Origin of the sequence: Vibrio sp. Vb339, from assembly GCF_902751245.1 — a bacterium.
Lineage (GTDB): Bacteria > Pseudomonadota > Gammaproteobacteria > Enterobacterales > Vibrionaceae > Vibrio > Vibrio coralliirubri.
This window is the reverse complement of sequence record NZ_CADDIS010000001.1, coordinates 1,831,845-1,857,601: the sequence shown is the minus strand read 5'-3', so window position 1 is coordinate 1,857,601 and position 25,757 is coordinate 1,831,845. Positions and strand designations below refer to the sequence as shown.

Here is a 25,757-nt window from a genome sequence, read left to right as displayed (position 1 = left end):
CTCCTTAATCATTGCCTTTTAATTAATGTAGCGATTAACTGGTCTATTAAATAGAGCCACTTTTAAACACTATTTGGATCCAGTTATGCAGCCTATCGATGTCGGTGACCTACAGTTAGACGAACAACACGACACGCGTCAAACCTCCTTGTTCCACGCGATAAGAGAAAAGATTGTTCAAGATTTATGGAGTAAGGGCAGTAAGTTACCTTCAACACGTAAGTTGGCCGTAGAGTTATCAGTGAGTCGAAATACGGTGATTTACGCGTACGAACAACTGGTCACGGAAGGCTATATTGAGAGTAAGCAAGGCTCAGGGTTTTATGTCTCGGTTGAACAACCAGAACACTTTCTAAGTTTGTCTAAGCCAAACAGTATTCAGGATCCGAAGGTCAAACAAACAGTCTGTCAACCGAGTGCAAACATAGCGACACTGAACGACATTAACCGTAGCTTTGCCCCCGGAATCCCAGACTTAGATGCGTTCCCTTTTGCTAAATGGCAGAGGTTGCTGCAACGCCACTCTACGCGTCAGAACATTGCAGGCAATCAAGAGGTTCAGGGAAGTTTAGCCTTGAGAGAAGCATTGAGCGGGTACCTTGCAAGCAGTCGTTCGGTTCATTGCAGTGCGGATAGAATCATCATCACCGTAGGTGCGCAGCAAGCCATCTCAATCGGATTAATGGCGACGTTAGCGATGGGCGAAAAAATCCTCGTGGAAGAGCCCGGTTATCGACAAGTGCATAAAATTATCGATCTGTTGAGACTAGAGCTGGATGGTGTAAGTGTGCGTGAAAAGGTGGGGCTAGATATTGAAAAAGTGTTGGCCAGTAATGCTAAGGCTTTGTATGTCACGCCGAGTAACCAATACCCAATGGGCACGACTTTAAATACTGAGCAGCGCCTTAAACTTATCGATTGGGCCAATCAACATCAGTCATGGATCATTGAAGATGACTACGACAGTGAGTTCCAGTTTGCTCATCGCCCTTATACCAGCATGCAAGGTTTGGCGGGTAAGTTGGGATTCGATGATCGCATCATCTATGTCGGCTCTCTGAGTAAGGTGATGTTCAATGGCCTTCGATTAGGGTACTTAGTGGTGCCGGAAAGTCTGGTGGCGAAGTGTCTTGAGATCAAAGACGCGTTAACGGGAGACACGGCATCCCACACACAGGAAGCTTTGGCGGATTTTGTTCGAGAAGGTGACTTGCTGCGTCATATTAGAAAGATGCGTCGGTCATACAAACTCAAGTATGAAGCCATGATAGAAGCGATTGAAAGCGAGTTTAACGGTGATCTTGAAGTGATCAGTCAGGCGGCAGGGCTACATTTGACCGTGAAGTGGTATCAAGGTATATCTGAACATGAGTGGAGCCGACGAGCTGAGCTTGAAAGTATCATCATTCGTCCGTTTGATTTTTATGAATACGGTTCGAGTGATGCTCGTGATTGGAGTGGGGCGGTGCTGGGGTTTGGAAATATCCGTCTGGCTGAGATCAAGCCGAAGATCAAACAGATCGCTCGGCTTTTTTATCAGTGATATTGGTAGGTATCGTTTACAGCTTGTCGACAGAAACAGTGGGTTTACCCAACCACTTTCGCCAAGGGAGTGACAATGTCACAAAAATAGTCACGGCATAGAGCATCGACCAACTTAAACAGATAAACACCAAGGTACAGATGACCAATGAAAGCATGGCTGTGTATCTAGATGCGCCTGTTAGTAATCGGCAAGCGGCTAACATTGCGAGCAGATAAACCAGAACAAAAATACCGTTGGCGAGCTTGAGAAAGAATTCAAGGTCCAAGTTAGACAGTTCACCAATCACACACGAGATAAGCACGACAAAGCCAATTGCTATGGTTGGGTAAAACGGTACGCCGCGGCTGTTCAGTTGAGCCATTCGACTTGTAGGAGAGTGTTGACGAGCCTGAGCCCAGATCATCCGAGACAGGCTTTGTGTGTAAAGGTTTAGGCTAGCAAAGCAAGCAAAGAATCCCAGTACGCTGATGACAGTTTTGAAGCCATTGCCAAACAGTTGTTCTGTCACCCACGGGATGGATGCGGCATCGAATTCAGGTGAACCGTAAGCGCCCAGTTTAAGAATCACCACTGAACAAGCCCAGTACACTAGCCCCGCAACAAAACAGCCTGCAATGATGGCGATTGGGAAGTCACGTTGTGGATTTTTGAATTCCTCTCCCATGTGAGCAAAGGCTTCTATCCCTACAAAGCACCAAAACATCACCGCCAATGCCGCGCCGATAGACCACATCGAATCGGATGAGATGGTAGGAAGAACCACATCGGTTACCGTGATGTCGGCTTTCCAGACAAAAGCGCTAACCAAGGCAAAAATCGACAATGCGATAACGGTTTGCAGTCGGCCAGAAGACTTACTGCCCATCAAATTGACGGCAATAAGCAGAGCTACGGTAAAGGATTGAGCACCCAGAGGAGTGTCGAGAGGTGCGGGTAACAATTGTTGAGCAAAACCACCTGCAAGTGCAATGGCCGCTGGAATACCGACAGGAATAACACTCACAAACAACCACGCCACGCTTGTTTCTAATCGCTCACTGAACGCCTGACGCACAAAGTAGGCAGTACCACCTGCATTCGGGTAGCGTTTTCCTAGTGCTGCGAAGGTTAGTGCAATCGGGCAAATAGCGATAAACAGGATTAACCAAGCGAGAAGAGACAACTGTCCTGCAATGCCTGCTGCGATCGCAGGGATCATAAATAATCCCGTGCCTAACAAGGTCGTTGAGAGTTGTCCGATTCCTGAAATAAGCGTGATTTCTTGTTTGAGTTGTGTCATTCGCTCTCCTAGCTATTTGATTCTGGTCACGGTCTTCCAGTAACTTTCTTCTGGTGTGTGAGAAGTTATGATTGAGAGCATACATTGTTGACATCAATAATACAGCTAGCGAAACGTCGTAAGACACCGTCATTTTAACGGTATTAATCTGATTCAGCGTGAAAGTGTCGGCTGTCAGAATGGCTGTTATAAGTCGGAAAGTTGTGTCAAATTAGGCGTTATAAATAGAACAATAAATGGAAAGAATCAGAAGCATGGATAAATTTGATCGCCAGATTTTGGATATTCTCAAAACCAATGCACGATGCTCAGTGAGCGATATCGCCCGAGATGTCAGCCTCTCGCGCTCAGCGGTGAACGCCAGAATCAAGAAACTGGAAAGCGACAAAGTGATTACGGGCTACTGCGCTCAAGTGGCAGAACCCAACCAAACGAAGAATGTGTGCGCTTATATCTTGTTGAAGTTCGACATGTCGAGTAGTGACCATAGTTGTGAGTCTTACGCGAAACAAATCCAGAGTATTGATGAGGTGCAATGGTGCCACTCTATTAGCGGTGAGACAGATATGATGTTGTACGTGGAAGTGGAAAGCATGGAGAGCTTGAACCGAGTTCGCGATCAGCTGCAAAGTTACCCAGATCTTCGCCACTTAGTGACTCATACGGTTTTGACCGAGTTTTTCAACAAACAGAATGCGACGGTGCATTCATGTTAGGCAATATCAACTTAAACCTGCTGCGTTCACTGCATGTACTTCTTGAAGAGTGTCATGTGAGCCGTGCCGCCCAACGTTTGCATATCACACAATCCGCGGTGAGCCGCCAGCTCAGCCAGTTACGAGATTTGTGTGGTGACCCTTTACTGGTTCGTGATGGCAATAAACTGGTGCCGACCAACCGTGCATTACTGCTCAAAGGCAAACTCGACGACCTACTTGGCGAGTTTGACCACCTGTTAGATGATAAACCCTTCGAACCGCAAGACTGGCAGGGTGAATTGGTGTTGTCCTCGAGTGATTATGTGGCTCAGTATATTCTTCCTGTGATTGTGGCAGAGGTATCCGCTGAAGCGCCGAACATCAATTTGGCTTATCGCCTGTGGCAGCCAAACTACCTTGAAGCACTGAACGAGTCGGGTATTCACTTGGCTTCCAGTATGTTTCCCACAAAGCCTGAACATGTCTCAAGCATCAAACTTGGCGAAGATAAGTCGGTGTGTTTGATGCGTAAGTCGCATCCATTGGCTCAACAAGCAGTTTTGAGTGCAGAAGATATTGTTAATTACTCTCACATCAAAGTGACGGGTGGCGGAGATAAAGACAGTTACGCGGACATAGCATTGAAGAAGCAAGGGCTGAAGCGAAGAGTGGCTTTACAGGTTCCGTTCTTTTCATCCGCAGGTACTGTGTTAATGCAAGATGACTACTTGATGATCGTGCCAGAACATATCGCCTATAACCTAGGTCGACACCTCGATACTACCTACTTTTCGTTGCCATTTGATACGGAAATGCATACCTATTGGTTAATGTGGCACCCTAAATATGACAACGACTCTGCCCACAAATGGGCGCGAGAAAAAGCATTCCAAGCCATGCAAAAGTCGAGTTACAATATCAGTATGACTTGAAATCATAGGTGTGATGATAATCTTTGATTTCAAATAATACCTCCTGCGAATTATGGTAAGTGCCAAGTATTGAGTATTAAGCGTAGAGCGTTCAGCTGGAACGCTTTATTTTATTAGGAATGGAATGATGACAGTAACAATTTGGTTTTCTTTATTAGCGATTTGCTTGTTGGGTGCAATGTCTCCGGGCCCAAGCTTGGCGATGATCGCTAAACACAGTTTGGCTGGTGGACGTATGAACGGGCTTATCGCAGCTTGGTCACACGCTGCTGGTATCGGTATTTATGCGTTCGCAACCATTGTTGGTTTAGCCGTTGTGCTTGAGCAATCCCCAATGTTGTTCAAAGGTATTAGCTTAGCGGGTGCTGCATATCTGCTTTATCTTGGCGTTAATGCGTTGCGTTCAAAAGGTGGTGTTGCCGCGAAATTAGAAGCGGGTGAAAAGATGAGCTACATGCAGTCTGCTCGCGAGGCTTTCTTGATTTCTATCTTGAGCCCAAAGATCGCGCTGTTCTTCATCGCTCTGTTTAGCCAATTTGTAGCGTTAGGTAATGAACTGACCAATCAGGTTATCATTGTCTCAACGCCGCTGATTGTCGACGGCCTTTGGTACACCTTTATCACCTTAGTACTGTCTAGCCCGTTGATTGTTGAACGTATTCGCTCGAAAGCTCAGTTGATTGATCGACTATCTGGCGTGGTGCTGATCTTGCTTGCTGTTCGTGTGGTGGGGACGATATAGCAGTGCGCGATAAGAATGAGTAACTAGGGTCTGTTAACTTTTAGTGGTTAAATTTTGTTCGAGATAGAATCGTTTTAGGCACGGCAAGGAGTATGTAGCCTAGTCATTCTAAGTTAATACTTCTTAACAAAGCATAAACGATTCTAGCCGAACCCTTCGGGCAGCCTTTGTGGTTCATTTCTACTGCGTTATCGGCTTCTCATGTAGGCTAGCTACACTTCAAATCCTCTGCCTTGTAGAAATTTCCCACAAAGTGCTGCAAAAATCAGCTCTAAAGGTCAACAGACCCTAGACGTTCACCAGAAACGGCACTCATTAAAAAAGGCTCACTAGACGTTATCTAGTGAGCCTTTTTGAGTTCTATGGATTGGTTTCGAAAGGCTTGAGCGTATTAGCCTTCAGATTTCAGCACGGCATCTAACTTCGCCATCGAGTCTGAGAAGTAGGGATTGTAGGTCAAACGCGCATGGTTCCTCCCTTCTTCACGATAGCCCCAAGCTGAGTACCAAACCTCACTTGTCGCGTTGCACTGTTCTTCAAAACCTTCCTCTTGACCATTGGAGCAGATCTTCTCGCTACCATTGATTCCGTAATACGGATTGCTTGGCGAGAACAGTAAGCCCATGTGAGAGCCGTTCGAGATACGCTGCTCTGGAATTTTCATGCTGTACTGAACAGCACGAGGATCCTCGAGAGTCGTCTCTCCTTGCCAAACCAACACATTGTTTGGATTCGGCATGGATTCAGTAAACGCTTGCTGAACGTAGTTGGTGTCAATCACGCTGTCGCCTTCACTCATCATAATAAACACTGGTTTGTCGAAGTGCTTATCTTGTAAGTCATCTCGTACGACTTCTGATGTCTCGTAGTAAACCGAGGCACCATTCATTGGCAATGAGTTGTAACGCAAAACATTGTCTTCAGGATCTTGATCAGCCCAAGTGACAAAGTAGCTTGCTAGTCCTGCGTATTGAACAGCAGACGAGCTTGGTTGAAACGCAGGTGAGAACAGCATTAATCCAGAGATCTTAGGATCGTTGATCGCCTGTGAAGTCACGAGGTTCGCGCCGGTTGAATAGCCGCCTAGCCAAACAGAATCATACTCTTGCTCAAGTAGCTTCGTATGATGAGCCACCACACCTTGCCAATCTTCTAGGCTCGGTTGCATTAGGTCACCCACACGACTGCCGTGACCCGGAAGCAATACAGTTCTCACTAAGTAACCTTGCTCAGCCAAATGGGTAGCGATGTCTTTAAACGAATAGGGTGAATCACCTAATCCATGGACCAATAATACCGCCTTGCCGTTTGGTGAGGCTGGTTGATACTCGGTTGGTGAATTGAGTTGGATCTCGAGTTGCTTGTCTTCTGTCATGAACACGCGGTTTTTCAATAACCAATCTTGGGTGTCATTGACGTAGGCATCAAAGCTGTCTTGCTGATAGCCAGGCAAGTCTGGAGATGTTTCGTAAGCGGGTATAGTTGTCTCGTTGGAGCAACCAACGAGACTTAAAGTCGTTAAGGCCAGCAGTGCTAGGAGGGGCTTTCTTTGCATTATGTAATTTTGTCTCTGTTGTGCTTTCACTATGTCTGAAACTAAAGTTTAGGTTACTTTTTGCTTGAAAGGTCTTCGTATTCACCTTCAATAACACCGGCATCATTGGTTGATGACTGACGAGTGTTCATATGTGCTGCGAAACCTTGTTTCTTGATTTGATTCTGAATGCGCTTGCCAGTAATTAAAGCTGCAATAGCTAAAGGAATAGCAAGGATCAAGCTTGTGAATAACGCCAAAAGGCCAGTAAACAATGCAACAATCGTAACTAATATATTTTTCATATTCATTCCTCTTTTTCTATGTTGTTACTTTATCGCTTCTATTCTGAACGAAACATGAACGCCGTTAATAAATCTCTGAGAGTCACTATGACACGGATGTGTGCTGTTAGGGAGTTTATATGTAGTCATAATCACGCACTAAAAATATGGAATAAAACTAAGTTTAATAAAATCAATGAGTTAAAAGTTGGCACGCTTGATGCTCTATAGGGTTTGGAATAAGTCACTGTAAGCAAAGTACTTACAGTTAATAAAAATTACTGGAGCCCTTATATGTTCTGTATTCAATGTGAACAAACAATTCAAACCCCAACCGTAAAAGGCTGTTCTTTCGCACAAGGTATGTGTGGAAAAACGTCTGAAGTATCCGACCTTCAAGACGTGTTGGTGCATTCTCTTCAAGGTGTTTCTTTTTGGGCCAATTTAGGCCGTGCTTGTGATGTTATTGATACTGAAATCGACGAGTGGGCGCCAAAAGCGTTTTTCGCAACATTAACCAACGTTAACTTCGATCCTGCTCGTATTATTGAATTTGCACAGCAATCTCATGAATTTAAGCAGCGCTTAGAACAACAGGTTCGCGCGGCAGCGACATTGATTGGTTTTGAGATCCCTGCGCTTTCTGCTGCTGCTCAATTCGACCTGCCAACGGACTCTTCAGAGCTATTGGCGCTTGCCCCTCAAGCGGCGGTAAACCGTGGTCACGACTCTCAACACGAAGATGTGATTGGTCTTCGCCTTCTTTGTCTTTACGGGCTAAAAGGTGCTGCAGCTTACATGGAGCACGCACGTGTTCTTGGTCAAACTGACAATGCTATCTTTGCTGAATACCATGAAATCATGGCGTTTCTAGGTACGGATCCATCAGACCTAAAACAACTATTAGATACGTCTATGCAGATTGGCTTAATGAACTACAAAGTCATGGAAATGCTGGATAAAGGCGAGACAGATACCTTCGGTCACCCTCAACCAACAACCGTGAATGTGAAGACGAAGCAAGGTCACTGTATCCTTGTTTCTGGTCACGACCTGCATGATCTAGAAAAGATCCTTCAACAAACGGAAGGCAAGGGCATTAACGTTTACACCAACGGTGAGATGCTACCTGCACACGGCTACCCTGAACTAAACAAATATCCACACCTTGCGGGTAACTACGGTAGTGCTTGGCAGAACCAGCAAAAAGAATTTGCGAACTTCCCAGGTGCGATCGTAATGACATCTAACTGTCTGCTTAACCCTGATGTGGGCTCGTACGCTGACCGCCTGTTTACGCGTAGCATCGTAGGTTGGCCGGGTGTTGCTCACCTTGAAGGTGATGATTTCAGTGCAGTGATCGATTGTGCTCTTGCGCAAGAAGGCTTTAAGCATGACGAGATCGAGCAAATGATCACTGTCGGCTTTGGTCGTAACGCCTTGATGGAAGCTGCGCCTGCGGTTGTTGAACAAGTGAAAGAAGGCAACATCAAGCACTTCTTCCTAGTGGGTGGTTGTGACGGCGACAAATCTGAGCGTAGCTACTACACAGATTTCACAGCTCAAGCACCAGAAGATTCAGTAATCCTGACATTGGCGTGTGGTAAATTCCGTTTCAACAAAAACCAATTCGGCGACATTAACGGTATTCCACGTCTGCTCGATGTTGGTCAATGTAACGATGCTTACTCTGCGATTCAGCTTGCTATTGCGCTGTCGCAAGAGTTTGATTGTGGCATCAACGAACTACCGCTAACACTGGTTCTTTCTTGGTTCGAGCAAAAAGCGATCGTTATCCTGCTTACTCTGTTTGCTCTTGGTGTGAAAGGCATCTACACCGGCCCAACAGCACCGGCTTTTCTAACAGAGAACCTACTAAAGATTATTCAAGACGAGTTCGACATGCGTTCTATCTCAACGCCAGAGCAAGATCTTAAAACAATCTTAGCGGCTTAATATAAGCCCACTCCCAAGCCCCGTTGTTGCTGTTCTCTAGGAACGTGCAGCGGCGGGGCTTTCTAGATTTAATTCTTTAGTATCAGTAAGGTGTGTGAACTATGTATGCATGGTCGGATAGCGATTCAATCAATTTAGTGTGTTTAAAGAAATGGCACGAGACGCCAGATACGGTCAGCTTTGAGCTTGGCAGTATTCCACAAGACTTACATTTCAATTTTAAGCCAGGTCAGTTCATCACCTTGGGTTTAGATATGCCGACGAAAACGGATTACCGTGCTTATTCCGTGGCTTCTTGCCCAGAAGATAACCGCCTGAAGTTGACGGTCAAGCGTGTGGAAGGTGGCTTGGTTTCGAACTTTATTGTTGATGAGCTTGATGAAGGTGACGAGGTTTCTGTGTTGAAGCCGGCAGGCGCGTTTAACTGTATTGATTGCATGCCAACGGCGACAAAGAAAGTAACGCTAGTGAGTGCGGGCTGTGGCATTACACCTGTAATGGCGATGGTAAAATATTGGCTGTCTCAAGACAGTGACATTGAGATTGATTTCGTCCACATGGCACGCAACAAGCTTGAGACTATCTACTTTCAAGAACTTCATCAGCTCGATGAATCACATGCCAATTTCAACTTAAAACTTCTATTGAAAGACAACGAAGGAACAACCGCCCCTCAAGGTCGTTTAGATAAAAACTGGTTGGTGAAACTGAGCCCAGATATCTTAGACAGAACGGTTTACCTGTGTGGGCCTGTCGGCTTCATGCAAGATATTGAGAGTTATCTGAAAGAACTTGAGTTCAACATGGATAACTTCTATCAAGAAAGCTTTACTCCTGCTACTCAGAATGCTCAATCAGAAGCGTCAAAAGCCGAAGTTGCTGACGATATGAATAGTGCTGTTAAGGTATTTGTGCCTGCGTTCGGCGCTGAAGTTGAAGCAGAAGCGGGAACCCCATTGGCGGATTCATTAGAAAAAGCAGGCGTTCCAATTATTATCGCTTGTCGTAGTGGGATTTGTGGTTCGTGTAAATGCAAAGTGACCAAGGGCTCTGTGGAGTCAAGCAGCCAAGAGACATTGACGCCAGAACAGATTGAACAGGGCTACGTGCTTGCATGTTCAAGTTCGATTCAGTCAGATGTTGAGGTTGAGTTATAACAGACGTGAAGCTGTGCAAGAGTGATGAAGACAAGGTCTTGTCATCGAGATAAAAGTTAGGGTGCTAGTTGTAAAAAGGCCACCTAGATCAGTTAGAGAGAGCAGATCTAAGTGGCAACCCTCTTGTTTATACGGGGGAGTAAAACAAAAGGGGTTGCGAAGCCCATACAGACTTCGCAGATATAGTTATTATGTTGTGGAGCTTGTTGCGATGGACGTATCTACAAGAGCGAAGTTGATTAAACTTCTGGGTATGTCTTGTAGCGTACACCCATCATCTGTTCCATACAGTGAACAACTTGGCAGCTGTAGCCAAACTCGTTATCGTACCAAATGTACAGCACGGCACGGTTGTCTTGTGCGATAGTCGCCACACCGTCAACCACACCTGGGTGACGAGAGCCAACCAAGTCGGTAGATACAATCTCAGTCGAGTCTGTGTAATCAATTTGTGCAGACAAAGCAGAAGACAGCGCCATTTCACGCAGGTACTCGTTCAAGTCTTCTTTGTTTGTGCCTTTCTCAAGGTTTAGGTTCGCTACTGCCATTGAAACGTTTGGCGTAGGTACGCGAATCGCATTACCTGTTAGCTTGCCTTCCATTTCTGGCATCGCTTTAGATACCGCTTTAGCAGCGCCAGTCGATGTCAAAACCATGTTCAGTGACGCAGCACGACCACGACGATCACCTGAATGGAAGTTATCGATTAGGTTTTGATCATTGGTAAATGAGTGCACCGTTTCGATGTGACCAGACAGCACGCCAAACTTGTCGTGAACCGCTTTCAAAACTGGCGTGATTGCGTTAGTAGTACAGCTTGCTGCAGAGATGATAGTGTCTTCTGGCTGAATAACATTTTCATTCACACCAAATACCACGTTCTTGATGTCGCCTTTACCAGGCGCAGTCAGTAGCACTTTCTTCGCACCGTTACACGCAACGTGTTGGCTCAGGCCTTCCGCGTCACGCCATACGCCTGTGTTATCAACCACAAGTGCGTTTTCAATACCGTAAGCCGTGTAATCCACTTCTTCTGGTTTGTTTGCGTAGATAACTTGGATGAAGTTACCGTTAACGATGATCGCTTTGCGTTCTTGGTCTACAACAATGCTGCCGTTGAATTGGCCGTGTACAGAGTCACGACGAAGCAGGCTTGCACGTTTTTCTAGGTCGCCATCTTTGCCGCCACGTACAACGATTGCACGCAAACGCAGTGGGTAACCCGGGCCACTTTTCTCGATCAATAGGCGAGTTAGCAGTCGGCCAATACGACCAAAACCGTACAATACAACGTCACGAGGCTCTGTCATCGCATCGCCTTCAAGCGATTCGATAAGCGCAGTTTGTAGGAAATCATCCAACCCATGTGTGTCTTCGCGATCTTGCCAGAATGAATGCGCAAGGCGACCAACGTCAATACGACATGGAGACAAGTCCATAGAGAGAAGGTGTTGAATGATAGGTTGAGTCTGTTCTGCTGTAAGAGGAGAACCAGTGTAACGTTTTGCGATGCGGTGAGCTTTGATGATGTCGATAGTTGTCGCGTTAACTAGGGTCTTACCAAAGAGGATAACTTCTACGCCTTTTTGACGGTATAACTGACCTAAAGTTGGAGCGATGGATTCAGCAATGGTTTGACTAGTTTGCCAATCTAGGAGGTGCTTTTCGGGACTCATCTTTACTCGGGACCTTTCACGTTAAGTTTCTGCATTCATGGCGGTTGTAGGGAAGCCAATCAGCATAGGGGATTTGAGGCATCACTCAGTGGTCTTTATTGCCACTTAAATGTGCTGATATACCTTGTGTGTAACTTGTAATTTTTATGTGGCAGGATTGTAAGGTACGACGGGTTATTCTGCTAGGAAAAATAAATGCAGACAAAATATCTGTAAATTGGCTTTATATTAGCCATAAATCAAGATTTGAACGTCAATAAAGACTATTGACTTTAACAATCTGTAGCACTTATTTTTCGTCAAAAAATACTTAATTCAAAAGATAATATGTAATACAGGTCATATTGAACATTAAAGGTGTGATCGCTAACTCAAGTTACACGTAAACAGTAAACGACAAATAAAGGAATCAACCAGTATTGTTGTTCGACCTTTGAATAAGCTTAGCTTGAGCGTGAAAAGTGCATCACGCAAACGATTGGATATCACAATTTTAACCTAACTATCCGCTTTGTGAGCGCGCAGAGTCATTATTCACAGTCTAGTTGAGCCGCTAAATGTGGCCGTTCACTTGTTATGCGGGTGATAATAACTGGAGAAAACGTCTTTTGTTTACATTTTGCTCACTGAAACCTCGCTTGTTTAAACCAGTCTTAATAAAAGCACGCCTTTCCGCTTTAAAGCACTTTTCTGGATACCAGTGGCTCTAATTTTTCGTTCTGGGCTCAGAGTATCGTTTGTTCATATCCAATTTGATCAATAACCCCCTGTTAATGTCCTATTCTTAATTTGGGCTAGGTAAATTACTTTCGGGAAGGGAGTAGTTATAAAAATGATAAACATGTCAATTAGATGGCGTCTTATTTTTCTTTCCACGGTTTCTGTACTCATTATGTTTGGGTTTACAGTGAATGAAGTGCTTAAGAACGATGAGAAGATGAATCACCTTGAAACAACGCGTATTAAGGTCGAAGCGCTTCAATCTTTTAATACGGTTTCAAGTGATGCTTATCGATGGTTGGTGCTGTCTAATGATTCCCCTGAGAAAGGTCAGTTGCTTTTAACACTGCAGTCAGAGCTGGATAGACTGACTCAGTATGGAATGCGACTTCAACAGTTCGACAGCAATTGGAGCATTGAACCTCAGTTAGCTGAATTGAAAAAGCTGTTGATGAGCCTTGCTAGTACAACCGAAACAACAGACAGCAGACAATTGACAGAGCGCGCTTTCGACTTATTAAAAGACGTTCTAATAGAGCTGTCCGAATATCGCATGGCCTTAGTCGATGGCAATATCGGTCAAGCGGAAGCGATGTTTATCAATCTTACGCATTATGTGTTTTGGACTCAGAGAGAAGCGTGGTTAAGCTTCAGCTTGTATCGCTCGCCAGAGTTTAAAAACCAATACTTGCTTAGCTATGTTGGTGCTCTTGAGAGGCAGCAACAGCTATTAGATACCTTTTTCCGTTCGGATACGCGTTCTCCAAACATTAGACAGTTGCTAAACGCTGTCGCCAAAGATGAATTCCAAGACAAATTTACATCTCGAATCCTCAAAGGGGACTTTTCATCACCCGAAATATATCAACACTTGAAAAGCTTGGAGGTTAAAAAACGCGCTATTTCAAACGCGATTGGCGCTTACACCAATCAAATACAGTTTGAACTGACCAAGAATATCGCGTTGCAGAAAAGGCAAACCTTGGTCATGACGTTGCTTATTCTCATCGCTTCTGGGGTTCTGATGTGGCTTGGGGTTGCGACGTCTCTGCGTTTAAACAAAAACCTGTCGATTATCTTGAAAGGTGTGTCGGAATGCGCTGATAGCTATGGCCAGCCAAAGGTGATCCATATCCAAGGGAACGATGAGCTTGCCGAGTTCACTGAAACCCTAAATCGAGTGATGGAGCGCAGCTATCTACACAACAAAGAGTTGATAACAGCAAAAGAAGACGCGATTTCGGCTAATAAAGCCAAAAGCGCATTCTTAGCCAATATGTCACATGAAATACGCACGCCACTTAACGGGATCATTGGCATGGCTGAGATCTTATCTCAAAGCCAACTTAGCCCAAATCAACAAGAAGTACTGGGGGATATCGAATCGTCCTCTCACTCTTTGCTGGTTCTGCTGAATGACATCCTCGACCTGTCTAAAATCGAGTCGGGTAACTTGATGTTGTCGCCACACAATGCTGATTTGCGAGAAGCGGTTTATGATTCTGTAAGCGTGATTCAGTCGAAAGCGATAAGTAAGGATATCGAGCTCGACATCAATATTGACTATCAAACGCCGTCACAACTGTTTTTCGATGAGTACCGCGTGAGACAGGTGCTGACCAATCTGCTTTCTAATGCCATCAAGTTTACGTCCAAGGGCACAATTACCACGGACATTGCTTACACACCGATGTCTATGGGCAGGGGCAAGCTTGAATGCAGCGTGTCTGATACCGGGATTGGGATTGAGCCCGAGAAGTTAGAGTCCATATTTGAACCTTTCACTCAAGAAGATGGCAGCATTACCCGCCAATTTGGTGGTACGGGGCTAGGGCTTGCGATTTGTCGACAGCTTGTTGATTTGATGGGTGGTTACATTACCGCGCGCTCGGTGAAAGGAGAGGGCTCTACATTCACGTTTTGTTTGTATGTCGATGTTGTAGAAGCGCCTGTTCAAACTTTCGATAACCTGAGTAGAGCGACCATCATCTCGAACTCTTTCAATTACCTCGATCAGCTTGTTAAAGAGTGTGAGCGTTTGAATGTTCGAGCCAATGTGGTGTCATCCATTGCAGCCCTGAGTGAAAGTGTCAAAGAAAGCGACTTCATACTTTATTGTCATACCTTGCATCACTCTATGGAGAAAGATCTTGCGACGTTGAAGGCGATATATCCTCTTGCTCGCGTCATTGTTTGTCAGCATCACCTATTTAAAACCAACCTAATCACAGAGACGGTCCACTCGACCCATACCTTGCCATTCTTGGGCCGACGTTTCTTAACTAGCTTACAATCTCTCGATGTCGGCGAAGAGCAAACTCCTCAAGTGGAAGCAAAAGATGAAGAGGTTCGCTCTCTGAATCGACGCATTTTGATCGTTGAAGACAATCTGATGAATCAAAAAATAGCGAGCTTCTTCCTTGAGCAAGCGGGTTATGAATATTTGATTGCCAGTAATGGCCAAGAAGCGGTCGATGTCATCACTCAGGGTGCTCAGTTTGATGCGGTCTTAATGGACTGCATGATGCCTGTTATGGATGGTATAACGGCGACTCGTGCGATTCGTCAGTGGGAAGCCGATCAACAAGTCACACCATTACCCATCATAGCTTTAACCGCCAGTGTTCTAGAAGAAGACATCAAAGACTGTTTTGAAGCTGGTATGAATGCCTACTTACCGAAACCCTACAAATCTCACCAACTGTACGATCTTTTCAGTAGCCTTGATATTGTCTAAGGGCTCCCGTATCAAGGCTAGCGCGACGCGAGTTAACGAACTTCCAATCCAAGGTTGTATTGTGCAAGGCAACGACCGACATAGCTGATTTTCAGCAAGGCTGCGACTAAGATGGTGCTGATATGGGCGACGATTTGAATTGGCAGTGAGAAGTGATCGGCCATTGGATAAGCAACGATAATACTGAGAAGCATAAGCAAGGTTGTGATAGCTAGACTGAAGTTTGAAACAGAAAGCAGAGTTTGAAAGCGTTGAGTCATCGTCTTCATATTGAATTCCTAATTGCTATTAATAATTATGATACTTGTTATTAATAGCAATTAGCGTTCCAGTTTTAATTTTCATTTAAAATCATGGTTTTATGTAATTTCAATTATTTTCGGAGTCTAAATGACATGCACTAGCTGTAAGTCTTTATGACTCGATCGTGTTTATTTACCATTGTCTAAACCCACACGTATCGATGTGGAATCGAACACCAGAATATAAACCCAGCCCAACGTTATTTTTTTGCCCGAATTCCGAATGAATCTTTTTGAGTTTCACGTGTAGATCTTCACGAGTAATGTCATTTGCAGGCACGAGGTCTAAGGCACAGAACTCTAAGTGCTTGCTTCGCAGTGCACCGCCAGCTTGTTGGTTGTAGAGCTTAGAACGTTCACCAGACACGGGAATCACGACGCCAATTTCTGGTTCAATGTATTGTTGTATGTACTTCAACGTCTTGATCATGTTGGGTACGTTTTTCTTATCAGGCAGGGTAAACAAGGTGGTGTTGCTCATTGCCCAGTCTGTCCCTTGCAGCAGAACGAGATGCAAAGGCATACTCTGCGTAATGCCGGCGTCTTTGAGTTGCTGGCCGATTTCTCTCACTTGGTCTTCTGCGTGATTTAGAAGCATCCAACCTCTAAACGCTGAGCGAGTCGGGACTTTGTAGCCATGAACGTCGACAACGAGATCGTCATAAGTAATTTCCGTCTCTTCTGTATACAGTCGTTCAAATTCTTCAGGGTAGGGCTGTGAGGTTGATAAGGCTAAGGTAATCAGAATACTTGCGTACATAAGGTCTCTCCATCGCTGATGTTCACCTAGTTATTTTTCTTCCTACGGTTGCTCGTTTTCTATAGTGGTTCAGTGTTCTATGGTTGTTCAGTTTCATGCGGTTACTTAGGTACGCTTAAGTATAGACGCTAGAATTTAGGTACAAAAAAACCCACTACAAAGAGTGGGTTACTAACATTATTACAAGTTAATCAACGAGGTGAGATTATTTCTTACCTTGGATTTGCTTGTCTTCTTCTGTCAGTTCACGAATGCGACGGCTGATGTCACGGCGAGCTTTAGAAATCTCAGCGCTCTTGATGATGTGGTCATCAACACGGTCTTCGTAGTCAGCTTTCATATTTTTGATAATGCCTAGGATCTCGTCGTGCGTCATCTCTGGCTTGATGTAATCAAGTAGGTTATCAAGAAGGTCGACACGCTTACGGTTGTCACGAACTTTCTTTTCGTTGTCTAAAAGTTCACGCTTAAGTTTGTTCTTACGTCGTGCTTGGTTAACAATTTCAAATACGCTGCTCATAGATTCCTTTTCCTATTCGTCAAATACGTTGTCTGGTTCTGATTAAAGCACATCAATTGATGATGTAACAGTCTTTAGATCAAAGCAAAAGTAAGGTTGTTTAATTATTCGTCACTCTCGTCGATGTGTGATTGTTTTTATCTTACCGTTCAAGTTAGTATCCCATGTAGATACTGCATTGATACGAAATGTGAAATGAATCAACAACAATTGGAAAACGAAGAATTGGACGACAATGTCACTGAATCTTCAGCAGAACAAAACAAGCTTCGTGATGCGTATGTACAAGAGCGTACTTATTTGGAAGTCGTGGAAATAGAGCTAAACCGTTCTAAGATCATAATGATTGATGAACAGGGCAGAAAGAAACGGGTACCAATTTTGTCTGAACACTAGTTACTGCATTGTTAGGTGTTGAGATGGAATTATCAAAATAATAAAAAGGAAAAACGATGAACACAGTACTTTCCCCAATCGAAGCGAGAATTATCGGTTGTTTGATCGAGAAAGAAGTCACTACTCCCGATCATTACCCACTGACACTGAACAGTTTAACCACGGCATGTAATCAAAAGAGTAACCGTGAACCTGTTCTCTCTCTTTCTGAGTCAGATGTTTTAGATGCTGTTGATGGCTTAATCGGACGTCGCATGGTGAGCGATGAGAGCAGCTTCAATAGCCGCGTTAATAAGTATCAGCATCGTTTCTGCAACACTGAGTTCGGTGATCTGCAATTTACAGAGCAAGAGCGTGCAATCATCTGTTGTATGTTACTGCGCGGCGCGCAAACACCCGGTGAACTTCGTACTCGAACGGGTCGCCTTGCAAACTTTAGTGATGTGAAAGAGGTAGAAGCAACATTAGATAAGCTAGCTGCAAGAGAAGCAGGTGCCTTAGTGGTCAAGCTACCACGCGAAGCGGGTAAACGTGAATCACGCTACCAGCACTTGTTGAGCGGCGAAGTGGATGTTGAAGCGTTTGCGACGGCATCAGTAAGCGCGGCTGCACCCTCTGCAACGAGTGAAAAATTTGAAGAACTTGAGTCTGAAGTAGCAAGCCTACGAGCAGAAGTGGCAGAGCTTAAGGCTCTGGTTGAATCACTGCTTTAAATGTCAGACATTGAGAAAAATGCGGATTGGGTCGTGTATTTGATCCGCAATCGTCACAATGCCCTTTATTGTGGCGTGACGAACAATCTAGAACGTCGATTTGAACAACATCAAACCGGTAAAGGTGCCAAAGCTTTAAAAGGTAAAGGCCCGCTTAAGTTGGTTTGGAGTTTTGATGTTGGCTCAAAAAGTGAAGCATTGAAAACCGAATACGCGATCAAGCAATTGCCCAAATCCCGCAAAGAAAAATTGGTATCACTCAAATTGATTATTGAGTGGCAAAAAGACAAAATTCAATATATCGAAGTCTCATAATTCATAGCCAAAATGTTTGTTATTGATTAAATCTTAATAATGTAAGGGCCTATAATAAATTAAGCTAAGCTTATGAATTTAAATGGTAATTACTCTTACCGTGAATGGGCTGAAATCATGATTGAACTCGTTGTTGTTAATCTCCATTCCAAATTAACATATTGCTCATTTAGAATGTCGTTCTAATTAGTGTTAGACGCTATCATTTATCATCGTTGTCCTACATAATATCCATTAGCCATACAAAGAGATGGTGTCATGCTAGGTTAAAAAAATGAGCCAAAGTAGCTCATATAAAACGAGAAAAATATGAAACGTTTACTGATGTTGTTTGGACTTGCCGTATTTTCTGCGTCCGCTCTCTCCCATGGTACTCATGTCCTCAATGGGTACTGGGAATACCAAGATTATCTTTCCACTTTTCCAGAACAAAGAGCATTGACCGATAAAATGGTCGAGGCTGTACAAAATCACCCTGTGCCACTGAGAAGAATCCAAGACGAGCCGATTACGATTTCCGTGGTGTATCCGGGTCAACAGATCTCGGATTACTGGGTTCGTAATATTCAAGCTTTTGAGAAACGTCTCGATAGGCTGAAGATCCGCTACCAAATAAATCAAGTGTTTACCCGTATTAATGCCGATCTCGCGCAGCAGAGTATTTCGTTGCAAGAAGCGATTGAAAACAAGACGGATTATTTGATTTTCACGCTAGATACCACGCGCCACCGCAAGTTTATTGAACACGTGTTGACCTCTACGGACACCAAACTGATTCTTCAAAATATCACGACGCCAGTGCGAGCTTGGGCAGATAGACAGCCATTTATGTATGTGGGTTTTGACCATGCGACAGGCAGCTTAAAACTGGCGGACTATTTTAAACAAGTAAGTCCACCAGACAGTAAGTATTCTGTTTTGTATTACTCACAAGGCTATATTAGTGATGCGCGTGGAGATACTTTTATCCATGAAGTGAATACGGATACCAACTTTACCCTTAAGTCTTCGTTTTACACTAAATCAAACAAAGACAGTGGCTACCAAGCGGCTAAAATCAGCATAGAGAACGATAAGGATCTAGACTTTATCTATGCATGCTCAACGGATGTCGCTCTCGGTGCAATGGAAGCGATTCGTGAATCGGGCCAAGACATCTTAGTGAATGGTTGGGGAGGCGGTTCTGCTGAACTTGAAGCCATTGCAAGGGGCGACCTAGATGTCACTGTCATGCGTATGAACGACGATACGGGCATTGCGATGGCAGAGGCGATTAAGTGGGATCTAGCCGGTTTGGAAGTGCCTACCGTTTACTCTGGTGAATTTGAAATTGTGACCAAGGAAGATTCGCCAGAACGTATTTCAGAACTTAAACAGCGAGCATTTAGGTACTCAGGTCAATAATGAAGAAAAGCTACGCCAGTACACCTAGAAACACTTTAGCTAGACTCATTACGCGTATCGTTATTTTGGTGATAGGCGTGATGGCACTTGGCGTGCTTATTCATAATTATGAAACCAGCAGTAACATCGTACAGCAAGAGACGAATCGAACGGTTCAGCAAACCTCAAGCCTGATCCAAAACATGTTTGATTATCGTTTGTCGGTGCTGCAAATCCATCAAGACAGTAGCTCACACAGTGAAACTCTCAGAGAGTATTTTGATACCGGTAATGACGAGATTCTGAGCTACTTTTTCTTTGGTGTTGACCAACGTGAACCTGATCATGCACCAGATTTACGCTTTGTCTCTACCCATGATGGTTTAGCTTGGGAAGACGGCAACAGCCAATTCTATGGTTTAGATGAGTCCAACTTAAAACACATTTCTGATGAGGTTTCGTTCAGCAGTAATTGGCATTTTATTAAACTAAGGACAGATATAGGTAAGCGTCACTTGTTGGCTCGCCGTACCCCTATTGTTGATAACGCTACTGGGGAAGTGCTTGGTCAGCTCTATATCGCCATCGTGCTTGATAATAACTTCTCTTTGGCTGAGTCAATTCAACAAGGCAGTAACTGCGAAAATATCGTTATTGAAGCGCACGGTACACCGGTGACATCGACATTCAGTGGTGATGAAAGCTACACCATTACTGACATCCTCAATTACCAAATGTACGAACAGTTGCCGCGTCATTTCGTTACCATCGCAACCATTAAGATCAACGCGGTTGAAACCCCTTTAATCATTCGAGCCGTTCAAAAGAACAATAACTTCATTGCGTTAGAAGAAAATTATCAGCGTGCGATTATCGTGGTGATTGTGGTGATCATATTGATGTCTTTCTTTGCTCGAACTTGGATCCAAAGAAGGGTTGCTGCTGAGCTAGATAAGCTGATGGATTTCACTCGCTCAGCAAGTGATGGCGAGGAGTACAATAAGTTTGATGGCTCTAACATTTTCGAATTCCACCATATTGGTTGCACCCTTGAAGACACCTTTGAGCGCTTATCGGAACAGAATCAAAAGTTCCAAGATCTCTTTAACTTTGCTCATTCACCTATTTTGGTTTGGTCTGAGAAAGGCGACTTGATTCAGATGAACCCCGCCGCTCGTATGGCGTTGTTCGATGCTGATGACAATTATGGTCCAATTGCTCAAGAGTTTGAGCATCGTATGCTGCCTAATATTCAAATGGTGGTTCAAGGCTCTAAACTGACGGGTATTAACGTACCCATTGGTGAAAAGGTGTTTCGTTGGAACATGTCTGCTATTCGCGTGGAACACGGCATCACAGGTGTGGTGGTACAAGGGCAAGATATTACTAAGCTTATCGAGGCGGAAAGACAGGCTGATCGAGCAAGAGAAGAAGCTGAGCATCTTGCGAATGTGCGAGCAGACTTTCTAGCTAAGATGAGTCACGAGATTCGCACCCCGCTCAACGGTATTCTCGGTGTGTCTCAGCTGCTCAAGCGCTCTATGCACAATGAAGATAATCGCGAGCAGGTGGATGTACTGTGTAATAGTGCGGAACATTTACTGGCGGTACTTAACGATATCTTGGACTTCTCAAAAATTGAGCAAGGGCAGTTTAATATTCAAAAGAAAGACTTCCGTTTAGAGGAGTTAGTTAATACCTTAGACAGCATCTATCGCCCGCTGTGTGAAGATAAATCCGTCGAATTTACCATTGTGAACCACTTGGTTGATGACATCGAAATCAACACCGACCAAGTGCGCCTCAACCAGATCATGTTTAATCTGTTGAGCAACGCCCTTAAGTTCACTCATCAAGGCGGTATCTCCGTCAGCTTTGAGCTCGAGAGTATCCTTAACTCTGATCACGCCAGCTTAATCGTTCGAGTGCAAGATTCCGGAATTGGTATTGATGAAAGCAAAATTGATGCTGTTTTTGAACCTTTTGTGCAAGCAGAAGAGACCACGACTCGTGAATATGGTGGCACTGGTTTAGGACTTACGATTGTAAAAAATCTGGTCGATATGCTGGAAGGGGACATTCAAGTCCGCAGCGTGATAGATCAAGGCTCAGAGTTTACGATAGAAATTCCAGTGGTCGTACACGCCAAGCCGCTATTAGTCGATGTTAAGAAACAAGCTGAGGTTGAGCCAGAGGCGTTGTTTAGTCGATCTTTGAACGTGTTGCTGGTGGAAGATAATCACACCAACGCCTTTATTGCTCAGGCTTTCTGTAAGAAATATGGCATGGTCGTCACTTGGGCAAAAGATGGTTTAGAAGCGATTGAGATGGCTAAGACGATTACCTATGACTTGATCTTGATGGATAACCAGCTTCCTAATCTCGGTGGTGTAGAAACCACTCAGCAACTAAGAGGTGAGATTGGGGTGTCAGCCCCTATTTATGCGTGTACCGCTGATGCTCAAGAGTCGACAAGAGACAGCTTTATGGCAGCAGGGGCGAATTACGTGATTGTAAAACCGATTAAAGAAGAGTCGCTCCACCAAGCGTTTGTTCATTTCAAAAACTCATACTGGAATGACACAGAGCACTAGGCTTTAACTTAGTGCTCTTAAATGGACTCTATTAAATAGGCGTGGCTAACTTGTGTCGCCACACAAACCTTGATGAGTCTGTTTTTATATCGAGTCTGTCTTTATATAGATCCTGAGACAAAGGCTTGTTCCAACAGTAGCGTTTTCAACTCATCACTCATGTCTAGGTGTTCAGGGAATTGGATACCTAACAGCCAGCCTTGTCTTTGCCTTTTCTTGCTCACCACTTTGTAGACAAGATCGTCAGCTAAGTACTCATTTAAGTCAGAATTAACTTTTATCTTCCAGCCGACATCGATATCTGATTGCTGGGTAAGATAGATACCGCAGCCTGACGCTGAAAAATCGACCAGAGTGGCATCCAGCGACAAGGTATCGAAAGTGACTTCACAGCTGAGACGTACCTTATACCTTTCGTGTTCACGAATAGGCTTGGTTGCAAAGTTTGAGGGTGGGCGAAGGAAGATTAGATGTGCTGGTGAGGTGATATGAGCCAGTACATTGGTTTTGAACGCGACAATGTGCCCAAGTTCGGTGTCGGTAATCGCACGAACAATAATATCAACGTTTGTGAGCTTTCTCAGTGTCAGCGCTTCTGTCGCTTTTTGCGTAAGCTCTAGGATAAGGTACTGATCTTCTTTGTGTCCGATATAAAGCGTACTGATCTGGATTGAGTCGTCTGGGCCAAATTCCAATACACCTGCTGTTTTTGTACCTGGCTTTAGGTATCTGAACAGTTCTAAGTTTTTATCTTTATGCATATTCGTTACTGAACAATGTTAATCGTTTGATAAAATAATATAACGCCCTGATAAAACTATGTCATTAGTTTCATTGAAGTAATTAGCAGCGTACAACAAAAAAGTGAATCGCTATCTCAAGTAAACAACGGCTTACTCTTGTCGTAAAACAAGATACACTGCTGACAGATATATACTTGATGGAGAAATAGTAAATGGAACTGGAAACCTTATTGAATACTCTGGCTGAAACCCCAGAAGCCGTGCAATTTGAAGATACAATGCAAGTGATCGAAGCTCACTATGATTTTTCTGAGAGCGAATTTCGCAATGGTGAGGTAGTGAACGCTGCAGGGCAGAATAATGGTTCGTGTAAGATTTTTGCTTTTGGTTTAGAGCAAGGCCTATCAGCAAAGCAAACACTTGCTTGTTTTGGTCAATTTTATCGTAACGACGTGCTAGGTTTTCCTGAGAACAGCGACCATCAAAATATTCGTAACTTCATGGTTCATGGCTGGAATGGTATCCAGTTTTCTCAACCTGCGCTTATTGCAAAAGCGAAGTAGACACTAACCTGGTAACGATTAGGTTGAAACTTAATGTCAGTATTTTGAAGCGAGAACACAACTTCTCGCTTTTTTGTCTATGTTGAACCGGCTCGTAACTTGTTAACTAGTAACTTGCTGAATAGGTTCTAAACTACTGAATAGGCAGGGCAGACAAGCACTTACGACACATACAAACTCCAGCCTTTGGAATATCGCTAGTATCTCGTTTTTCTAGCTCAAAACACCAACACGTCTCTTTGCCCGCACTGATATCGCATTGAGCTGGCTCATTACACTGTGGACATTGGTGAGTCGAACTCGCACCTGTAAGATTATCCATAACCGACGTTTGCTCTTCTTCAGATAAGCCTTTCCAGCTAATAATCTCATCCATTGTTCGAAAGCAGCCACTACACATTCCGCCATTATTTTTACAAGCCGCTCGGCAAGGTGTTTTCATTTTTCTAACCTGTGATTCATTTGGGCTGAAATGTAGCATATTTGTTTCTTCTTGAAGAGCCGTTAGGCTAAGAAATTACTCAGTTAAATTTAGAAATGACCTCGTAATTTTTAGGCTTTTCATGTAGCATCTCGCCCCTTTTGTAGAGTGGGGGATATTATGTTTATTGGATTTGATTATGGAACAGCGAACTGTTCTGTCGCGGCGATGGTTAATGGAGAGCCAAGCCTGTTACCGCTCGAAGGTAACAACCACTATATCCCCTCAACCGTGTTTGCGCCTACTCGTGAGAGTGTTTCTGAACATCTATTCCGTCACTTGAATATCAAGCCGAGTGATGCGATCGGTGAGCAAGTATTACGACGTGCGATTGCTCTGAACAGAGAAGAGAGTATCGACTTAGTGCCAGAAGACATGGCATTTGGTCAGGCTGCGTTGGACTTATATTTAGAAGACCCTCGCGATGTTTATTACGTTAAGTCTCCTAAGTCTTTCCTTGGCGCGAGTGGACTGCATGATGTTCAGGTGAGTTTCTTCGAAGATTTAGTGTGTGCCATGATGGCAAATATCAAGCATCAAGCCGAACTCACGACTCAAGAACAGATCAAGCAAGCTGTTATCGGCCGACCAATCAACTTCCACGGTCGAGGTGGTGAAGAGGCGAACAGACAAGCTGAAGACATACTGTCTCGCGCAGCTAAGCGTGCCGGTTTCCTTGATATCGCTTTTCAATTTGAGCCCGTAGCCGCAGGTCTTGATTACGAAAGCACCTTAACTGAAAACCAAACGGTATTGGTTGTCGATATTGGCGGTGGTACCACCGACTGCTCATTATTAGAAATGGGACCAACTTGGTCTGGTAAGGCAGACCGTACCCAGAGCTTGTTGGCACACAGTGGGCAAAGGGTAGGGGGTAATGACCTCGATATCTATCTCGCGTTCAAACAACTGATGTCACCTTTTGGTATGGGAAGCAAAGGTATTTCGGGTATCGATATGCCACTGACTCAATTCTGGAATCCAATTGCGATTAATAATGTTGAAGCTCAAAAGAATTTCTATTCAAGAGAAAACTTAGCAGCATTGAAATTACTTCGTAAAGAAGCGTCAGAGCCTCAAAAGCTAGAACGTTTGATGAAGGTTTATCACGACACCTTGGGCTACGGTATTGTGCGCAGAGCGGAAGAAGCCAAGATTGCGCTGGCAGAATCCTCTCAATATCGTGCTGCGATTAATGTTGCCTCTGAACTGGTCGAGGTAGATATCTCAGTCGAACAGATGGTTGAAGCGATTGAAACACCAAAGTCTAAGATGGTTGAGTTGGTTAAAGAGGCGATTCAACAAGGCCAGAAAAAGCCAGACGTAATCTACATGACGGGTGGTTCAGCGCGTTCACCGATACTTCGTGAAGCCGTACAACAAGCTGTGCCGAAAGTACCGATTGTGAGTGGTAATTACTTCGGTTCAGTAACTGCAGGTTTAGCTCGTTGGGCTGAGGTTTGCTTCAAATAAGAGTTCAATGATGAGTTATGAAGGGCAACCAGTCGCTGATTGGTTGCCCTTTTTTTGTCTTTTCTCCAGTGAACTTTCTATTGAGCCACTCTTCCTAGCTCAAATCGAGAATTGTTTCACAAAGCTAAATATTTCAGTCGAGTTCTAAATGTTACAAAATGTTTTAATGGGAAAGGTGTGTACCTCAATGGTCTGATGAGTGAATCGTCGGTTCGATTTTTAATGCTTTATTAGTGATTAAAAAATCAAAAAT

The 25,757-nt window shown here is 44.1% G+C and carries 23 protein-coding genes; 14 read left to right on the top strand and 9 right to left on the bottom strand.

Going from position 1 to position 25,757, the window contains the following annotated elements; translation table 11 throughout:
• The first annotated feature begins 85 nt into the window (after positions 1–85).
• Positions 86–1,543: a MocR-like pyridoxine biosynthesis transcription factor PdxR gene (gene pdxR / locus HRQ85_RS08070; protein ID WP_172379263.1), complete on the top strand. Its 1,458-nt coding sequence runs from the start codon at positions 86–88 to the stop codon at positions 1,541–1,543.
• A gap of 16 nt (positions 1,544–1,559) precedes the next feature.
• Here the strand turns inward: pdxR and yjeH are convergent, their stop codons facing one another.
• Positions 1,560–2,825, bottom strand: coding sequence for an L-methionine/branched-chain amino acid transporter (gene yjeH / locus HRQ85_RS08065; protein ID WP_172379262.1), 1,266 nt, complete (start codon positions 2,823–2,825; stop codon positions 1,560–1,562).
• A 254-nt stretch (positions 2,826–3,079) separates the two neighbouring features.
• Here yjeH and HRQ85_RS08060 point away from each other — a divergent pair, with 254 nt between their 5' ends.
• The 3 genes from HRQ85_RS08060 to HRQ85_RS08050 all read left to right on the top strand — a co-directional run bounded on the left by HRQ85_RS08060 (position 3,080) and on the right by HRQ85_RS08050 (position 5,197).
• Positions 3,080–3,541, top strand: coding sequence for an Lrp/AsnC family transcriptional regulator (locus HRQ85_RS08060; RefSeq protein ID WP_172379261.1), 462 nt, complete (start codon positions 3,080–3,082; stop codon positions 3,539–3,541).
• The gene (locus HRQ85_RS08055) at positions 3,535–4,455 is read left to right on the top strand and encodes a LysR family transcriptional regulator (protein WP_172379260.1); all 921 of its coding nucleotides are present in this window, start codon (positions 3,535–3,537) and stop codon (positions 4,453–4,455) included. The genes HRQ85_RS08060 and HRQ85_RS08055 overlap by 7 nt, the downstream gene beginning before the upstream one ends.
• A 127-nt stretch (positions 4,456–4,582) precedes the next feature.
• The gene (locus HRQ85_RS08050) at positions 4,583–5,197 is read left to right on the top strand and encodes a LysE family translocator (RefSeq protein ID WP_172379358.1); all 615 of its coding nucleotides are present in this window, start codon (positions 4,583–4,585) and stop codon (positions 5,195–5,197) included.
• Positions 5,198–5,588: 391 nt separating this feature from the next.
• Here the strand turns inward: HRQ85_RS08050 and HRQ85_RS08045 are convergent, their stop codons facing one another.
• A complete protein-coding gene (locus HRQ85_RS08045; protein WP_172379259.1) occupies positions 5,589–6,752 on the bottom strand; it encodes an alpha/beta hydrolase in 1,164 nt (387 codons plus the stop codon).
• A gap of 53 nt (positions 6,753–6,805) precedes the next feature.
• Entirely contained in the window at positions 6,806–7,036 is a 231-nt protein-coding gene (locus tag HRQ85_RS08040; RefSeq protein WP_172379258.1) for a hypothetical protein, read from the bottom strand.
• Positions 7,037–7,309: 273 nt separating this feature from the next.
• Between HRQ85_RS08040 and hcp the strand changes: the two genes are divergently transcribed.
• Together hcp and HRQ85_RS08030 are read left to right on the top strand one after the other, a co-directional pair.
• The gene (hcp, locus tag HRQ85_RS08035; protein WP_048612892.1) at positions 7,310–8,971 is read left to right on the top strand and encodes a hydroxylamine reductase; all 1,662 of its coding nucleotides are present in this window, start codon (positions 7,310–7,312) and stop codon (positions 8,969–8,971) included.
• 101 nt (positions 8,972–9,072) lie between these two features.
• Positions 9,073–10,128: a hybrid-cluster NAD(P)-dependent oxidoreductase gene (locus tag HRQ85_RS08030; RefSeq protein ID WP_172379257.1), complete on the top strand. Its 1,056-nt coding sequence runs from the start codon at positions 9,073–9,075 to the stop codon at positions 10,126–10,128.
• A gap of 239 nt (positions 10,129–10,367) precedes the next feature.
• Here the strand turns inward: HRQ85_RS08030 and HRQ85_RS08025 are convergent, their stop codons facing one another.
• Entirely contained in the window at positions 10,368–11,804 is a 1,437-nt protein-coding gene (locus tag HRQ85_RS08025) for a glyceraldehyde-3-phosphate dehydrogenase (protein WP_172379256.1), read from the bottom strand.
• Between the two features lie 892 nt (positions 11,805–12,696).
• Here HRQ85_RS08025 and HRQ85_RS08020 point away from each other — a divergent pair.
• Positions 12,697–15,261 (top strand): ATP-binding protein, encoded by a 2,565-nt coding sequence (locus HRQ85_RS08020; protein ID WP_172379357.1) that lies wholly within the window; start codon positions 12,697–12,699, stop codon positions 15,259–15,261.
• A 32-nt stretch (positions 15,262–15,293) separates the two neighbouring features.
• Here the strand turns inward: HRQ85_RS08020 and HRQ85_RS08015 are convergent, their stop codons facing one another.
• From HRQ85_RS08015 to HRQ85_RS08005, 3 genes are all read right to left on the bottom strand, one after another.
• Positions 15,294–15,530: a hypothetical protein gene (locus HRQ85_RS08015; protein WP_048608901.1), complete on the bottom strand. Its 237-nt coding sequence runs from the start codon at positions 15,528–15,530 to the stop codon at positions 15,294–15,296.
• Between the two features lie 166 nt (positions 15,531–15,696).
• Positions 15,697–16,323, bottom strand: coding sequence for a D-Ala-D-Ala carboxypeptidase family metallohydrolase (locus HRQ85_RS08010; protein ID WP_050633164.1), 627 nt, complete (start codon positions 16,321–16,323; stop codon positions 15,697–15,699).
• A gap of 205 nt (positions 16,324–16,528) precedes the next feature.
• The gene (locus HRQ85_RS08005; protein ID WP_004742367.1) at positions 16,529–16,843 is read right to left on the bottom strand and encodes a DUF496 family protein; all 315 of its coding nucleotides are present in this window, start codon (positions 16,841–16,843) and stop codon (positions 16,529–16,531) included.
• A 195-nt stretch (positions 16,844–17,038) separates the two neighbouring features.
• Here HRQ85_RS08005 and HRQ85_RS08000 point away from each other — a divergent pair, with 195 nt between their 5' ends.
• The 5 genes from HRQ85_RS08000 to luxQ all read left to right on the top strand — a co-directional run bounded on the left by HRQ85_RS08000 (position 17,039) and on the right by luxQ (position 22,244).
• A complete protein-coding gene (locus HRQ85_RS08000; protein ID WP_017068647.1) occupies positions 17,039–17,239 on the top strand; it encodes a hypothetical protein in 201 nt (66 codons plus the stop codon).
• 56 nt (positions 17,240–17,295) lie between these two features.
• Entirely contained in the window at positions 17,296–17,952 is a 657-nt protein-coding gene (locus HRQ85_RS07995; protein ID WP_019823422.1) for a YceH family protein, read from the top strand.
• The gene (locus HRQ85_RS07990) at positions 17,953–18,267 is read left to right on the top strand and encodes a GIY-YIG nuclease family protein (protein ID WP_172379255.1); all 315 of its coding nucleotides are present in this window, start codon (positions 17,953–17,955) and stop codon (positions 18,265–18,267) included.
• A gap of 309 nt (positions 18,268–18,576) precedes the next feature.
• Positions 18,577–19,671 carry an autoinducer 2-binding periplasmic protein LuxP gene (locus tag HRQ85_RS07985; protein WP_048608893.1) on the top strand — a complete coding sequence of 365 codons (1,095 nt, stop codon included), beginning with the start codon at positions 18,577–18,579 and terminating at the stop codon, positions 19,669–19,671.
• Entirely contained in the window at positions 19,671–22,244 is a 2,574-nt protein-coding gene (luxQ, locus tag HRQ85_RS07980; protein ID WP_172379254.1) for a quorum-sensing autoinducer 2 sensor kinase/phosphatase LuxQ, read from the top strand. Before HRQ85_RS07985 ends, luxQ begins: the two co-directional genes overlap by 1 nt.
• A 101-nt stretch (positions 22,245–22,345) precedes the next feature.
• On the opposite strand, the gene HRQ85_RS07975 is transcribed toward luxQ, so the two are convergent.
• Complete coding sequence (locus HRQ85_RS07975) at positions 22,346–23,005, bottom strand: PilZ domain-containing protein (RefSeq protein WP_172379253.1); 660 nt, start codon at positions 23,003–23,005, stop codon at positions 22,346–22,348.
• 194 nt (positions 23,006–23,199) lie between these two features.
• On the opposite strand from HRQ85_RS07975, the gene HRQ85_RS07970 reads away from it, so the two are divergent.
• Positions 23,200–23,550, top strand: a complete 351-nt coding sequence (locus HRQ85_RS07970; RefSeq protein WP_172379252.1) for a HopJ type III effector protein — start codon at positions 23,200–23,202, stop codon at positions 23,548–23,550.
• Between the two features lie 133 nt (positions 23,551–23,683).
• Here the strand turns inward: HRQ85_RS07970 and HRQ85_RS07965 are convergent, their stop codons facing one another.
• Positions 23,684–23,992: a DUF1289 domain-containing protein gene (locus tag HRQ85_RS07965; RefSeq protein ID WP_172379251.1), complete on the bottom strand. Its 309-nt coding sequence runs from the start codon at positions 23,990–23,992 to the stop codon at positions 23,684–23,686.
• A gap of 159 nt (positions 23,993–24,151) precedes the next feature.
• Here HRQ85_RS07965 and yegD point away from each other — a divergent pair, with 159 nt between their 5' ends.
• Positions 24,152–25,504 carry a molecular chaperone gene (yegD, locus tag HRQ85_RS07960; protein WP_172379250.1) on the top strand — a complete coding sequence of 451 codons (1,353 nt, stop codon included), beginning with the start codon at positions 24,152–24,154 and terminating at the stop codon, positions 25,502–25,504.
• The last annotated feature ends 253 nt before the right edge of the window (positions 25,505–25,757 follow it).